The organism is Nocardia sp. NPDC058480, assembly GCF_042720495.1.
Taxonomy (GTDB): Bacteria; Actinomycetota; Actinomycetes; order Mycobacteriales; family Mycobacteriaceae; genus Nocardia.
The window spans coordinates 418,358-431,794 of the sequence record NZ_JBHXMN010000003.1 but is presented as its reverse complement, the minus strand read 5'-3'; the positions used below and the strand labels follow the sequence as shown (position 1 = coordinate 431,794).

At 66.5% G+C, this 13,437-nt stretch carries 12 protein-coding genes; 6 read left to right on the top strand and 6 right to left on the bottom strand.

Features of this window, described 5'->3' with window-relative positions:
- Positions 1 to 31: 31 nt before the first annotated feature.
- Positions 32 to 1,399 (bottom strand): TerD family protein, encoded by a 1,368-nt coding sequence (locus ACFWO8_RS10815; RefSeq protein ID WP_378947616.1) that lies wholly within the window; start codon positions 1,397 to 1,399, stop codon positions 32 to 34.
- Positions 1,400 to 1,602: 203 nt separating this feature from the next.
- Between ACFWO8_RS10815 and ACFWO8_RS10810 the strand changes: the two genes are divergently transcribed.
- Genes ACFWO8_RS10810 through ACFWO8_RS10800 form a run of 3 tightly spaced genes read left to right on the top strand, consistent with a single transcriptional unit; the run spans position 1,603 to position 3,709 of the window.
- On the top strand, positions 1,603 to 2,226 hold the full coding sequence (locus ACFWO8_RS10810) for an AIM24 family protein (RefSeq protein WP_378947611.1): 624 nt from the start codon (positions 1,603 to 1,605) through the stop codon (positions 2,224 to 2,226).
- A 9-nt stretch (positions 2,227 to 2,235) separates the two neighbouring features.
- The gene (locus tag ACFWO8_RS10805) at positions 2,236 to 2,940 is read left to right on the top strand and encodes an AIM24 family protein (protein WP_378947606.1); all 705 of its coding nucleotides are present in this window, start codon (positions 2,236 to 2,238) and stop codon (positions 2,938 to 2,940) included.
- Between the two features lie 4 nt (positions 2,941 to 2,944).
- Positions 2,945 to 3,709: an AIM24 family protein gene (locus ACFWO8_RS10800; RefSeq protein WP_378947603.1), complete on the top strand. Its 765-nt coding sequence runs from the start codon at positions 2,945 to 2,947 to the stop codon at positions 3,707 to 3,709.
- 45 nt (positions 3,710 to 3,754) lie between these two features.
- Here ACFWO8_RS10800 and ACFWO8_RS10795 read toward each other — a convergent pair whose 3' ends face one another.
- From ACFWO8_RS10795 to ACFWO8_RS10780, 4 genes are read right to left on the bottom strand one after another with little or no spacing between them, the layout of a single operon-like run.
- The gene (locus ACFWO8_RS10795) at positions 3,755 to 4,552 is read right to left on the bottom strand and encodes an HAD family hydrolase (RefSeq protein ID WP_378948208.1); all 798 of its coding nucleotides are present in this window, start codon (positions 4,550 to 4,552) and stop codon (positions 3,755 to 3,757) included.
- 38 nt (positions 4,553 to 4,590) lie between these two features.
- Complete coding sequence (locus ACFWO8_RS10790; protein WP_378947600.1) at positions 4,591 to 7,071, bottom strand: phosphoribosyltransferase; 2,481 nt, start codon at positions 7,069 to 7,071, stop codon at positions 4,591 to 4,593.
- Positions 7,068 to 8,279, bottom strand: a complete 1,212-nt coding sequence (locus tag ACFWO8_RS10785; protein ID WP_378947597.1) for an HpcH/HpaI aldolase/citrate lyase family protein — start codon at positions 8,277 to 8,279, stop codon at positions 7,068 to 7,070. The genes ACFWO8_RS10790 and ACFWO8_RS10785 overlap by 4 nt, the downstream gene beginning before the upstream one ends.
- Positions 8,280 to 8,312: 33 nt before the next feature.
- Positions 8,313 to 9,431, bottom strand: coding sequence for a hypothetical protein (locus ACFWO8_RS10780; protein WP_378947594.1), 1,119 nt, complete (start codon positions 9,429 to 9,431; stop codon positions 8,313 to 8,315).
- Positions 9,432 to 9,719: 288 nt separating this feature from the next.
- Between ACFWO8_RS10780 and ACFWO8_RS10775 the strand changes: the two genes are divergently transcribed.
- Positions 9,720 to 10,295, top strand: a complete 576-nt coding sequence (locus ACFWO8_RS10775) for a TerD family protein (protein ID WP_378947591.1) — start codon at positions 9,720 to 9,722, stop codon at positions 10,293 to 10,295.
- 69 nt (positions 10,296 to 10,364) lie between these two features.
- Entirely contained in the window at positions 10,365 to 11,474 is a 1,110-nt protein-coding gene (locus tag ACFWO8_RS10770) for a DUF475 domain-containing protein (protein WP_378947588.1), read from the top strand.
- Positions 11,475 to 11,534: 60 nt separating this feature from the next.
- On the opposite strand, the gene ACFWO8_RS10765 is transcribed toward ACFWO8_RS10770, so the two are convergent.
- Positions 11,535 to 12,911: a hypothetical protein gene (locus tag ACFWO8_RS10765; protein ID WP_378947585.1), complete on the bottom strand. Its 1,377-nt coding sequence runs from the start codon at positions 12,909 to 12,911 to the stop codon at positions 11,535 to 11,537.
- Positions 12,912 to 13,081: 170 nt separating this feature from the next.
- On the opposite strand from ACFWO8_RS10765, the gene rpsF reads away from it, so the two are divergent.
- Positions 13,082 to 13,369: a 30S ribosomal protein S6 gene (gene rpsF, locus ACFWO8_RS10760; protein ID WP_056823926.1), complete on the top strand. Its 288-nt coding sequence runs from the start codon at positions 13,082 to 13,084 to the stop codon at positions 13,367 to 13,369.
- Positions 13,370 to 13,437: the final 68 nt, after the last annotated feature.

Genomic DNA, 13,437 nt, shown 5'->3' with positions numbered 1-13,437 from the left:
ATCTGATTGTGTCTCGGTCAGTCCGCTCGGTTCAATTGCCGCCGAGGAATCGGCCCAGTTGCGGCACCGCTTCACCGGGGTGCTTGGCATTGAAGCCCTCGCCGAGCGCCTGCATCTTCCAGTCGGCGCCGACGCGGTACACCTTCGCCATCGCCATCGCGGTGAACGGCATGCCACCCGCGAGGGTGTAGCGCGCCAGCTCGGCGTTGGTGGTGCCGTCGATCAGGCGGCTGAACGCGTTCTGCACCTGTTCGAAGGAGTGACCCTTGTACGAGGTGACGATGAACAGCAGCGTGGTGATGTGCGCCGGGATCCTGGTCAGGTCGACGAGGATCATCTCGTCGTCGCCTTCGCCCTCGCCGGTGAGGTTGTCGCCCTGGTGGCGCACCGAACCGTCCTTCGACGACAGCTGGCCGTAGTAGGCCACGTCGACGAGGTTCTGGTCGGCGAACAGGCAGACCGAGGCGTCGAGGTCGATGTCGACGGTGCGGTTGCCGAACATTCCGCGCGTGCGCACCGGGTCCCAACCCAGGCCCATCTTCACGAAGGTCAGCGCGGCGCCGCCTTCCTTGCGCAGCGTGACCCGCTGGCCCTTTTGCAGACTGACCGGCCGATCCTTGCTCAAACTGATCTCGCCAGGGGGCTGCTGCTGCTGCACCGGCGGCGCACCCTGTGCGGGCGGCGGGTAGCCCTGTCCGGGCGGCGGCGGGTAGCCACCACCGGGCGGCTGCTGGGCCGGGCCGGGCGGGGGCGGATAGCCACCACCGGGCGGGGCGTAGGCAGGGGCGGGCTGCTGCGGGTAGCCGGGCGCGGATTGCGCCGGGTACGCGGGCGGGGCCTGCTGCTGCGGCGGCGGCGGGGGCGCGGCCTGCTGCGGAGCCGCCTGGGCGGGCGAATCATCAACCTGCACACCATGATCAGTGACAAGTGCCGCGAAACCACCGGCGTAGCCCTGACCGACAGCGCGCACCTTCCAGCTGCCCTGACGGCGGTACAACTCGAGCGCGATCACAATCGACTCGGCGTTCAGACCGTCGATCTGGTAGCTGAACAGCTGATTGCCCGACGCGTCGGAAACGATGGCGGTGGGCGGGGCGAAGCGGCCGAAGTTGCTGTTCGCGTCGTCGAGGGTGATCACCGCGCGGATCTGATCGATGTCGGCGGGCACCGCGGGCAGCGAAACAGCAAGTGAGGCAGGCTGACCCGCCGGTCCGGGACGTAGATCGACACCCGGTCCGCTCGGCTGGTTGTAGAAGACGAAATCAGCGTCGGTGCGGACCTTGCCCTGCTCGGTCACGAGCAGCGCGGACAGGTCGGCCGGTGCGGTGACCTGGAGCGAGATCACCACGTCACTGACGGCCACCGGGCCGTTCTGGCCCTTGGCGAGTGTTGCAGACAAGTTCGACCCTTCGCTTGTCGTTGGTTGGTGTCGACGGAACTCGCCTGCCACTCTACGAGAAACCGGGCGCACGCGTCCGTGCTCTTCGCCGTGGGTACCCATTGTTCGGCGGCGCGGGCGGAGTTTCACCTGATCGGTTAGGGTGACGACGCAGTCGGACGACGGCGGTTCGCCCGCCTATTCAGAGGGGACAGCGGCCTGTCATGGCGCAATTGTTCGAAAAGTCGAAGAGGGTGATCGAGGCGCAGCTCGCGGGGACGAGTATCCGCGCGATCGCCGGCTCGATGGTGGCCTACGAAGGCAATGTGGGATTCAAATCGGCCGGGTTCGGCGGCGGCGAGGGCGTGCTCAACGGCCTCAAGCGCCGCGCCACCGGCGAGAAACTGTCACTGATGGAGTGCAACGGCAACGGGCGCGTGTTCTTGGCGGTGAACGGCCAGAACGTCACCGTGGTGAACCTGAACAACGAGACGTTGCAGGTGGAGTCGCAGCAGCTACTGGCCTTCGCGGGCAATCTGCGCACCGATGTGCGGTTCGCCGGGGTCGGCGGGATGTCGGCGGGCAGCGGGCTGTTCACCACCTCGGTCAGTGGTCAGGGCCAGGTGGCGCTGCTGTCGGCCGGTGGGCCGCTGATTCACCTCGAGGTGTCGCCGCAGTATCCGCTGATCGTGGATCCCGATGCGTTCGTCGCTTCGCGCGGCAATCTCAACCAGTCGTTCGTCACCGATGTTTCCTGGCGGACGATGGTCGGTCAAGATGCGGGCGAGGCGTTCTCGCTGCGGTTCGACGGCCAGGGTGTCGTGCTGATCCAGCCGGCGGAACGGTAGGGGCAGGCTATGTTCGAGATGGTCAACAGCAAGGTCGTCAAGGTCGATGTCGGGCAGGCGGGCGGAGTAGTCGCTCGCTCCGGCGCGATGCTGTTCTACACGGGTCAGGTGGCGTTCGCGCCGCACCAGATTCCCGGTGCCGGTCAGGGCATGGGCGGCGGCGGTGGTTTGATGCGGATGGCCGGGCAGATGATGGCCGGTGAGCACGAGCGGACCATGCTGGCGCAGGGAAACGGTGTTGTCCATTACGGATTCGCCGGGCTCGAGGTGCACGTGGTGCAGATGCAGCCGGGCGCGGTGATGCGGGCCGAGGCTTCCCGGCTGCTCGCGCAGTCGGCCGGTTTGCAGGCTTCCGTTGTGTCCGTGGCCAGTTCGGGTGGCGGCGGCGGTGGCGGCGGTGGCCTGATGGGCGCGCTGCGTGGTGCCGCTGCGGGCGTCGCGACCGGCACGGGCATGTTCACCACGCAGCTGAGTGGACAGGGCTCAGCGGTGCTGCTCGCGCACGGTGGATTCCTGGAACTTCAGGTGGGCGGACCGAATCCGATCGTTGTCGACCCGCAAGCGTTCGTCGCCGCGTACGGCAATGTGCAAACCGAGTTGAAATCCGCGATGAGCTGGCGCGACGCGGTGGGACGCGGCGCGGGCGAGGCGATGCAATTGCATTGCCACGGACAGGGTGTGGTGTACGTGCAGGCCTCCGAAGAGAAGTTGTGAACCGATGAGCGAAATCCTCTCGCCGATGAATCTCGGTGCCAGCGACAACATTCCGGGCAACAGCTACGCCTACAGCATCGACCTGACCGGTCCGTGGTTCATGCGCAAGGGCGCGATGATCGCCTACTACGGCCAGATCGAGTTCCAGATGCTCACGCACGGGCTACAGGGCGGCCTGATGCACATGGTGAGCAGCCAGTTCTCGGCGCCGCTGTTCGCGGGCGACTACGTGGTGGCGCAGGGTCACGGCAAGCTGATCATCGGCGACCGCGGTTACGACATCAATTCCTATGACCTCGAAGAAGGCAACCTCACCATCCGTGGTGCGAATCTGCTGGCCTTCGAGCCGGGACTGGCGCTCAAGCAGTCGATCGTGCCCGGCTTCCTCACGCTGATCGGCACCGGCAAGTTCCTCGCGTCGTCCAACGGGCCGGTGATGTTCGCCGAGCCGCCCCTGCGCGTCGACCCCGAATCCCTGGTCGGCTGGGCTGATTGCCCGTCGCCCAGTCACCACTATGACCAGGGCTGGATCGGCAGCTTCCTCGCGGCGGGCGCGGCCAGGATGGGCGCCAACTCCGGCGAGGAGCGTCAGTTCGACTTCACCGGCGCGGGCACTGTGCTGATTCAGTCGACCGAGAAGATCATGAGCGACAACGCGCTGGTCCGCACCATCGAGGGGCAGCTCCAGAGCGGTGTCACGGTCGGTGGTCTGCAGCGCATTCAAGGTGTGATCGCTCAGCAGCTGGCTGGTCAGCCGCAGCAGTACTGATCGCGTCGAACCCGGGTGCCGTTGCGGCACCCGGGTTTTCGCTGGTTAACCGACCGGCACGGTGGCGCGCTGCGCTGCGGCGTGGAACCAGTCGAGGATCTCCTCGCCTGCCAGGATCCCCGCTGCCGTGGTGACCGTGAGGTTGGGCGCGGTGAAGTTCAGTTCTTCCAGTTCGCCGTGGCGCGGGCGGATCGCGGCATCGGCCGCCTTCAGCATCTCGGCGTCCAGAGCGCCGTCGCCTGCGGTGAACAATGTTGCTCCGGTTGCCAATTCACCGGACTCCGTCAGCCTCCGGCGAACTTCGGCGACGGCGAGACTCTTGCAGACGGCGTCGGGCATGGTGTAGATCTTGCGGCCCTGCTGCGACGCCGACCAGCCGTTGGCGCGGCACCAGGTATCCCATTCGGCGAGGAAACCGGCGGGGACCTCGTCGGGGAGGACCACCAGGTAGCAGAACAGCTCGTCGGCCTCGCGGTACTTGGTGACCCAGGAATCGTCTATGCGCGAACGTAATTCGGCGCCGACATCGGCGAGGGTGGCCCCAGACGCGTTGACTTGGTCGTCGATGGCGACGCGCCACGCGGGGTCGGGAATGCCGTCGACGAGGATGTTGCCACCGTTGCTGGTGATGGCGTAGCGCCACGGGGCACCGGGGAGGGTGATGCGCTGGAACTGTTCGATCGTGCGGGTGGTCGTGGGGATCACCGGGGCGATGCCAGCGAGTTCGCGCAGGGCGGCGATGGCGGTGGTGGTCATGTAGGAGAGGGGCTCGCCCTCGTAGTACTCCACACACTCCTTCGCGACGGCTTCGGCACCACCGAAGCCGTTGCGGGAGAAGATCATCGTGCGATCCAGATCGGTCGCGAAGAGGGACTCGGCGGTCACCGGGATAGCTCCTTGATCAGGCCCATACAGGAGTAGGCCAGGTCGGGGACCACTTCCACCGGGACATTGCGCGCCGCGGCGAGCAGGCGGATGTGGGCGTGCTCCGGTGCGTCTGCCTCGCGGACCAGCACCCGCCACGGTACCCGGCGCAACAGCACGCGGGTGGTCTCACCGACGCCGGGTTTGACGTAATTGACTGTGCTGATGCCGTATTCGGCGCGCACCTTATCCACCGACGCCCAACCGGACCAATCCGGCGTGCGGTCGGAATCTCTGATCGCGGCGACGGCGGCCGGTACCTTGTCGCCGATCGCGTCGAAAGCCTCTGTGACGGTGTTGATCAGCTGATTCGAGACATCGGCGCCCATCAGGTCGCGGTAGAACTTGGCACCGTGGAACTCGCCGGGGCCGATCAAGGTGTCGTTGAGGACCGTTCGTGAAACTAGCCCTGACACTGTCGAATTCAGGCAAGCCGAAGCGATGAGAAAGTCATCGCGGGTGCCGTAGGTTCGCACACAGTTGGCGGGATCGGCCAGAACGACGAGCTCGTCGTTGAACCTGGCGCCACCCGCGGCGTGATACGCGTCGAGAGCGGCGGTGAGTTCGTGGGTGATCGCGCCCTTGCCGGTCCAGCCATCGACGAAGACGATCGAGGACGGGTCGTGGTGGTGGGCGAGGTAGTCCAGTGCCACCGCGTCGATCCCGCGGTCACGCACGATGGAGACCGCGTAGTGCGGGACAACCAAAGGCGCGCGGCCGATTCCGCTCGTGAGCCAACGGCGCATGAGTACACCGACCGGGGTTCCCGCCCTCGCCAACGAAACGAGCACGACGTTCTCGCCGCGTTCCGCGACCACTAGTTCGGCCACGGTCGCCACCGCCAGCGCGAGTCGCTCGGCACTGTCGGCCAGCACGCGATCGAAGAGGTCGCGGTACTGGGCGTCGGGCTGGAACTCCACCGGCAACGACTCGGCGTAATGGGCCACACCGGCCTGGATGCGCCGTTCACGCTCCGTCACATCGGCTTCCAGATCCGCGTCCGAGAGATCCTTCAGCAGCCACGAAACATCCTCGGGCGCATAAGAACCGAACTCAGGGCCGTGCAGGGCCACGGGGAGCCGACCAGCACCCGGCTCAGCGGACCGGCCTGCGTGCAACGCACGTGGATCCGCGCCGGGGAGCACTGCGATCAGGACGTCGGCACCTGACGCGGTGAGGACGTCGACCAGGCCGCCGGGGGCGACCAGTTCTGGGGTGTCGGCGGGGGGATCGATGACGACCAGGAGGACGGGGTCGGCATCGGGCCACTGGGCGTTGTACACGTAGCGGTGTGCGGTGGGGTCGGGTTCCGGGGCAGTGAAGCGGAAGCCACGGCGGAGGGGATAGCCGGGTTCGTCGAGGACGTATGCCGGTGAGCGGGTGGTGGTTTGGAAGCGCGTGGGGGTGCCCGCGTCGGCCAGTTCGGCGGCTAGGCGGAGGGGGAGGTACATGAGTTCTTCGTGGCCGATGACGATGACCGGGCGGCCGGCGAATTCGGCATCGAGGCGGGTGTTCACCTCGTCGGCGACCGATTTCACCGCGACGTCGAAGGCCGCGCTGTCCGAGCGAAGGATGCCGTGTCTGCCGCCCTCTGGAACATCCGCGGGCCAGGTCAATTCGATGCGACCGGATGAACCCGGCTGGGTTGCCATCGGATTCAGCTGCGGATCGGGCAGTGCGGTGACGGTGTCGATCAGTCCCGATGGTAGCTCCGCGCGACCGGATGCCAGGCAGACCGTGTCGATCCGCGCACCGAGTTCGGCTGCGGCAGCTTCGAATTTGATCCGATCGGCGGGGGTACGCATATCCACCAGCGAGGCGAGCACGTAATGCGAACGCGGCGCGAACGCGTGCAGCGCGCGCACCGCGTCGATGGCGGTGTCGCCGGTGGAGATCTCGTCGTCGACCAGCACCAGCGGGAGATCGTTGGTGAAGATCGCCGCGGGCGCGGGCTGCAGCAGGTGTGAGGTGGCGTGCGAATGGCCTTCTTCGAAACCGGTCAGCGTGGTGGCTCGCGACTCGTGCCTGCGAGTGGAGTGCAGGTAGCAGCCCGCGTCGATCCGCGCGGCCACGCAGTGACCCAAACCTGTAGCGGTCTCGGCGAATCCGAGCACCACAGCTTCACGATCGCCCAGCACCTCGCGCACCAGATCGGCCAGGCGGTTACCCGCACCGATCACAATGCGCGGATCGGTCGGCAGGTGCTTGCCCAACACCGTGGACACCAGCAGATGCGCCCGACGCGGATTGCGACGCAGGCCCGGCTGCACCAGCGCGCCGATCGAAAGCGCACCCGTCAGCACGCTTTCAGCGGACAACGCGACAAACCCGCTGTCAGCCGGGATGGCATCCTCGACCGAGCGCGCGGCGAAGGACGCACCGTGATGCAGCTCGATACCGAGATTCACCGTCGCCCATGGTGTTTCGAACGCACTCATTCGGCGATCATCGCTGTCAGCAGATCCACGAAAGACACTCCCTTGTTCGCGACCCCGAACGCACGGGCCCGAACCAGCGTCTGGCGGGCCCAACTGCGGTGCGGGCGCATCTCATTCATCTTGTTGCGGTATTCCGAGGCCGCGACGCCACCCGCATCGGCCTCCATGATGTCGAGCGCGTCGGCGTACTCCTCGTGCGTCACCACCTGCAGCGCGTGCACGACAGGCACGTGCGAGGGGTGGATCACCGTCTTGCCCTGGATGCCGTTGGCACGGTCCAGGGTGATCTCGCGCAGCAGGCCGTCGAGGTCGCGGCTCACCAGGTACTGCCGGAAGGTCACCGCGTCGGATTCCTCGAACGGCGCACTGCGCAGCAGCGGCCGGAACATCCGCTCGTGATCGGCGAAGTACTCCCACACCGGTCCGGTGATGATGAAGCCGGTGCCGTCGACGCGCCCGAGGTAGTTGACGATGTCGGCGATCACGTCGGCGACCACCCGCACGTCGTAGATCGTGAGGTCGCGGTCGCGGCGGATGCCGAAGGTCGAGCACATGTCGGTGGCGCCGACCCGCACCGCCAGCAACTGCTCACGGTGTCCACCGAGCAGTTCGGCGATGGTCGAGAGCTGCTCGTCGCGGGTCTGCCGGTGCACCAGGTTCGCCGATTCGAGCACCGGCATCGCGTAAACGGGACGGCCGAGCTCGCGGTTGGCGTCGTCGAGGGCGGCCAGGTAGGCGGGCCCGCTGACAGCGTCGAACTTGGGGAAGACGAACCCGGTGAGCACGTCGGCGCCCGGCCCGAGCGCGGCGACCAGCTCGCCGACCGACGCCGCGTCGCGGACCCGGATGAACAGCATCGGATTGGCGGATTCGCTGCGTGCGAGCAGATCCAGGGTGTCCACCGCGTGCTGTTTAGCGGCCTCGACCTGGTGATCGGCGACGGCGTCCTCGAGGTCGATCACCATCGAGCACACCCCGCGCGCGGCACGTCGACGGATCGTCGCGGCGAGATCGGGGCGGGTCGCGGGCACATACAGGGTGGCGCCGAGCGCGGTCGCCAACAGCTCCCGGTCGTCGTGGCCCTGAATCGGCTGCGGTTCGACCAGGAACAACTCCCGGCTGCGGGGACCCTGCAACTGCTGGAAATGGCGCAGCGGTACCTGCTTACGCAAGCAAACTTCCGGTGCGATGGCGTAGCCCGCGGTCATTCCCCCCACCTCTTCTGTCGACCCATGTCATTTCTACTGTTCGGCAACGTGTTTTCTGATGCGCTCGACCACTCCGGCGATGAACTCTGCGACGGTACCCAGCTCAGTCACATACGCCCAATAGTCTGGATGACGACCCGTCAGTCCAGCAGTGATGCGGTCGAGGCGTTCTGCTTGTGCATCGAGAACCGAGCCCCACTCGGCGACCAGTCCTCGGTCGACCGCGAGCATCTGCGCGTCCCGCAGCCGGAATCGTACGGTGCGGGCCTGAGCCTCGGGGTCGGTACGTACCTCGCGCAACAATTCGAGGCGCCGGGTAACGGCGTCGACCAACTGCTCGGCCTCGGCGAGGTACTCGCGTGCGGTGGCGGTCACATCAAGGGCGGTCTCCGGATCACGATCGGCTGCCGCGACGCGCGCGCCGACCAGCGCCTCGTCGGCGGCGTCCATGCCACGACGGCTTTCCCGCTCATTGTTGGTCAAGTCCGCCGAACTCGCAGCACTGAACTCACGTAACAGCGCGGAGTAGGCCGGGCCGAGCGCGCCCGCGCGATTGCGGACGGCGGCCAGCCGGGTGGTCACCGAGGCGATCGCGTTCGCCGCGGCCGAGGCACGAGAAGGGGCCTGCGCCAACACATTCGACAATTCCGCGGTGGCCTGTTGCACGGCGTTGGCGGCCTCGCGCGCGCCCGCGACCGCCGTGCCGGGATCGACCGAAGAGGCTGTGATCAGAGCCTCATTCAGCCTCCTTACACCCGCGGAGATCGAGGGGTAGTTCGTGAATCCGGACGACGCGGCTGCGGCCAATACTTGCTCGCCCTCGGCACGCACATGCGTGAGCAGCTGCGGCACCGACGCCCGCACGTTCGCGGCTTCGGCCAGGCCCGCACGGTGCGCGTTGTAGAAATCGTCGACCCCACGTGCGGCGTCGTTCAGCTGCCTGACCAACCCGTCTGCTCTGGCCTGGCCGTCGGCGATCGGGGTGCCCGCGGCTTCGGCGGCGTCGAGCTCATCGGTGAAGCTCAGATACGCGCCCGCCGCGGCGTAGCACCGCGCGCGCACCGGCTCCCAGCTCGCGCCGATCCGGCGCTCGGGGAAGACCTGCTCACTGGCCACCACGCCCGCCTCCGCCGCCGTTTGCCTGCGATCCATATCCAGAAAGGCGGCCGATGTCGCGGCCCGCGCCCCGCTGATCCACTCATGATCCGCCCCAGATCTGAACCATCCGCGTCTGCGAGGTGTCACCGGCACATCCCCTTTCCGAACCGCGCATGCGGACCTCGTCGATCACTGCCGTCGATGGTAGGAGATTCCCCCCGTTAACCTGGGCTGCAGACGGTTCCTACGCAAGATCCGCGAAACCTATTACTGTCGTAGCGGTACCCGGCGATTCGGACATGCTGGGAAACGACACACCGGACTAACCGAAGGGATTCCCGCATGGGTGTCAGTCTGTCCAAGGGCGGCAACGTTTCGCTGACCAAAGAGGCTCCGAACTTGACCGCGGTGGCGGTCGGCCTCGGCTGGGACGTGCGCACCACCACCGGCACCGACTTCGACCTCGACGCCAGCGCCATCGCGACCGGCGCCGACAAGAAGGTCGTCTCCGACAAGCACTTCGTCTTCTTCAACAACCTGAAGTCTCCCGAAGGTGCCATCGAGCACAAGGGCGACAACACCACGGGTGAAGGCGAAGGTGACGACGAGGTCATCGACGTCAACCTCGCCAACACCCCGCCGACCATCGAGAGCATCTTCTTCCCGGTCTCGATCTACGATGCCGAGTCCCGCTCGCAGTCGTTCGGCCAGGTGCGCAACGCGTACATTCGCGTGGTCGACAAGGCCAACGGCACCGAGCTCGCCCGCTACGACCTGTCCGAGGACGCCTCGACCGAGACCGCGATGGTCTTCGGCGAGCTGTACCGCAACGGTGCCGAATGGAAGTTCCGCGCTGTTGGACAGGGTTACGCCTCCGGCCTGTCCGGTATCGCCCGCGACTACGGCGTCAACGTCTAGTCATCCTCGCGAACAGGGGGCTCGACTCATCGGGCCCCCTGTTCGCGCGAAACAGAAAGGTCCCTCCGCGTGATTACGCGCATCTTCGGCCTGTCCATCGCCATCACGGTGGTCTCGCTGGTCGTGGCTTACCTCTACGGTGGCTTGACCGCTCTCGCACTGTGCGCCATCCTCGGCATTCTCGAGGTGTCGCTGTCGTTCGACAACGCCGTCATCAACGCCACCGTCCTGGAACGGATGAGCGAGTTCTGGCAGCGGATCTTCCTGACCATCGGCGTGCTCATCGCCGTGTTCGGTATGCGTCTGGTGTTCCCGCTGGCCATCGTGTGGGTCACCGCGGGCCTGAACCCGGTCCAGGCCTTCGATCTGGCCCTCAACCCGCCGGCGAACGACGCAGCCACCTTCCCCGACGGCAGCCCGAGCTACGAGACCTTGCTCACCGACGCGCACCCGCAGATCGCGGCGTTCGGTGGCATGTTCCTGGCGCTGCTGTTCCTGAACTTCATCTTCGAGGAACGCGAGCACACCTGGCTGAGCTGGATCGAGAAGCCGCTGGCCAAAGCGGGCAAGCTCGACATGCTCTCGGTGGTCGTGTCCGGTACCGGCCTGGTGCTGGTCGCGGAGTTCCTCGCCGACGCCGACGACCGCTCGACCGTGCTGGTCGCCGGTCTGCTCGGCATGATCGTCTACATCCTGGTCGACGGACTCGGTTCGATGTTCCACACCGAGGAATTCGAAGAGGGCCCGCAGGGCGGACCGTCCACGCTGGTCAAGGCGACCGGTAAGGCCGCGTTCTTCCTGTTCCTCTACCTGGAAGTGCTCGACGCGTCGTTCTCCTTCGACGGCGTCATCGGCGCGTTCGCCATCACCTCCGACCCGATCATCATCGCGCTCGGCCTCGGCCTGATCGGTGCGATGTTCGTCCGGTCGATCACGGTGTACCTGGTTCGCCAGGGCACGCTGGCGGACTACGTGTACCTCGAGCACGGCGCCCACTGGGCGATCGGTGCGCTGGCGGCGATCCTGCTCGTCTCGATCGGCGTGCACGTCAACGAGCTCATCACGGGCTTGGTCGGCGTGGCGTTCATCGGCGCGGCGCTCATCTCCAGCATCCTGCGCAACCGCAAGGCCGAGCCCGACGCTGTGGAGGACGCCAAGGAATCCACTTCGGTCAGCTGATCCACGGCTGAAGATGCACAGCGGCGGCGAGTCCCTTCCGGGATTCGCCGCCGTTGTCGTTCACGCGGGTTGCAGTTGGCGGCCCAGCGCTGTGCTCGGTTCGATGCGCGGGCCGCGTACCCTCGCCCGCAGGAAGAGGAAGAACAGGGTGATCAACAGGGCGGTGCGCAACCACACGCCGAACTGGACGATCCCTTCCATCAGCTCGACGCCCTCGCCCTCGCCCAGCGCGGCGAAGTACCGGAACACCCCGACACCCACCGCCGCGTCGGCCACCAGATAGGCCGCGACCAGCGACCACGGCACCTCCAGCAACACCAGGAACGGAATTATCCACAGGGTGTACTGGGGTGAATGCACCTTGTGGAAAAGCATGAAGGCGGCCAGCATCGCCGCGCTCACGCCCACCCACGGGTACGCCGAACTCGGGGTCCAGCGCCGCCAGCCCAACCACATGGCCAGCGCGAACCCGCCGAAGATCAAGGCGGGCGAGGCAATCGCGACAGCGTCGTGCCAGGTCTGTGTCGTTTCCGCGGCGCGGCCGAAGAGGAGCTGGTGACCCCAGTACCAGATCGAGTTGGTGGTGATATCGGCCTGGCGCAACTGCTGGAACGTGATCGAGGCGCGCCAGCCCTCCACCCCGGCCAGCACGAACGGCAGGTTCACCGCCACGACCGTGGCCATCGCGGCCAGCAGGGTCTGCGCGGCCCCAGCCACGTCGAGCTCGCTGACCCGGCGCCGACCGCGCGGGGCGCCCTCGGTGAGCACGAACACCGCGAGCGGGAGCACAAAGATTCCCGGATAGAGCTTGAGACAGAAACCCAGCGCGAGCAGCACCGCGGCGATGATTCCGCGGGTGCGCACGGACAGGCCGGTCAGCATTGTCATCACGTAGACCGCCGCCACCGCCGTGCACACCACCGGCAGTTCCCAGTTGTGGAAGGCATAGAACACCAGCGGCGGGCCGATCGCCCACAGCAGTGCCGCCGGGCCTGCGAGCCTGGCCAGCATCCAGGCTGTGAGCAGGGCGAACGGTGCGAGCAACAGCGCCGAGTGCCACAGGAAATCGGCGTCGTTGTCCACCCCGATGGCACCCGCCCACATCAGCACGCCGCTGAGCACCGGGTATTCCACCGCGCCGCCGGTCAGCGCGCCGTCGTCGGTGATCGCGCCGTCGACGTACGGGAAGACGTGATTGTCGATATCGCGGCCGAGCCACAGGAATTGGATGTCGGAATAGCAGACATCCGAATCCTTGCGCTCCTCGAATACCAGACTGCGACCGGATTCATCGATCGCGCCGCCCGCGCACCGGGCCTTGTTGGCATAGGCCAGCGCCAGGGTGAGTCCACACAGCAGCATCACCAGGATGCTCAAGGCCGCGGCCCGCGTCGCGCCGCGTCGTGCTGCGCGCTGTCGCGGGCCGACTGTGGTCATGGCGACCACATTATGCGGCGGCGCCGCGATCACCGGCGTTCACCCGCGGCAGGCATCGATTTCGCTGGTCACCACCCGCTCATGTAGCCTTGTCGGGTTGCTGACGCAACGAACCCTCCTGCCATGGAAAGTCCATGGCCGTTTCCTAGTCCACAGGAGGTGATTGGTCCGTGCGTCAATATGAAGTAATGGTCATCCTCGACCCGAGCCTGGACGAGCGCATCGTCGGGCAGTCCCTGGATACTCTGCTCACGGTCGTCAAGACCGAGGGCGGCAACGTCGACAAGGTCGACATCTGGGGCCGCCGCCGGCTCGCCTACGAAATCGCCAAGCAGGCCGAAGGCATTTACGCGATCGTCAACCTGACCGCGACCCCGGCCACCGTGAGCGAACTCGACCGCCAGCTGGGCCTGAACGAGACGGTGCTGCGCACCAAGGTTCTGCGCAACGACAAGTAGTCCGCACCTCGAATTTGTCGGAGCCTGGCTTTAGGCTCGAGCGCAAATCCCGAGATTGCGGACTGCAC

Bases quoted from the DNA above. Each gene is read 5' to 3' on its own strand.
- ACFWO8_RS10810 (WP_378947611.1), top strand. From the start codon at position 1,603: ATGGCGCAATTGTTCGAAAAGTCGAAGAGGGTGATCGAGGCGCAGCTC.
- ACFWO8_RS10805 (WP_378947606.1), top strand. From the start codon at position 2,236: ATGTTCGAGATGGTCAACAGCAAGGTCGTCAAGGTCGATGTCGGGCAG.
- ACFWO8_RS10800 (WP_378947603.1), top strand. From the start codon at position 2,945: ATGAGCGAAATCCTCTCGCCGATGAATCTCGGTGCCAGCGACAACATT.
- ACFWO8_RS10795 (WP_378948208.1), bottom strand. From the start codon at position 4,552: ATGATCTTCTCCCGCAACGGCTTCGGTGGTGCCGAAGCCGTCGCGAAG.
- ACFWO8_RS10790 (WP_378947600.1), bottom strand. From the start codon at position 7,071: ATGAGTGCGTTCGAAACACCATGGGCGACGGTGAATCTCGGTATCGAG.
- ACFWO8_RS10785 (WP_378947597.1), bottom strand. From the start codon at position 8,279: ATGACCGCGGGCTACGCCATCGCACCGGAAGTTTGCTTGCGTAAGCAG.
- ACFWO8_RS10780 (WP_378947594.1), bottom strand. From the start codon at position 9,431: ATGGATCGCAGGCAAACGGCGGCGGAGGCGGGCGTGGTGGCCAGTGAG.
- ACFWO8_RS10775 (WP_378947591.1), top strand. From the start codon at position 9,720: ATGGGTGTCAGTCTGTCCAAGGGCGGCAACGTTTCGCTGACCAAAGAG.
- ACFWO8_RS10765 (WP_378947585.1), bottom strand. From the start codon at position 12,911: ATGACCACAGTCGGCCCGCGACAGCGCGCAGCACGACGCGGCGCGACG.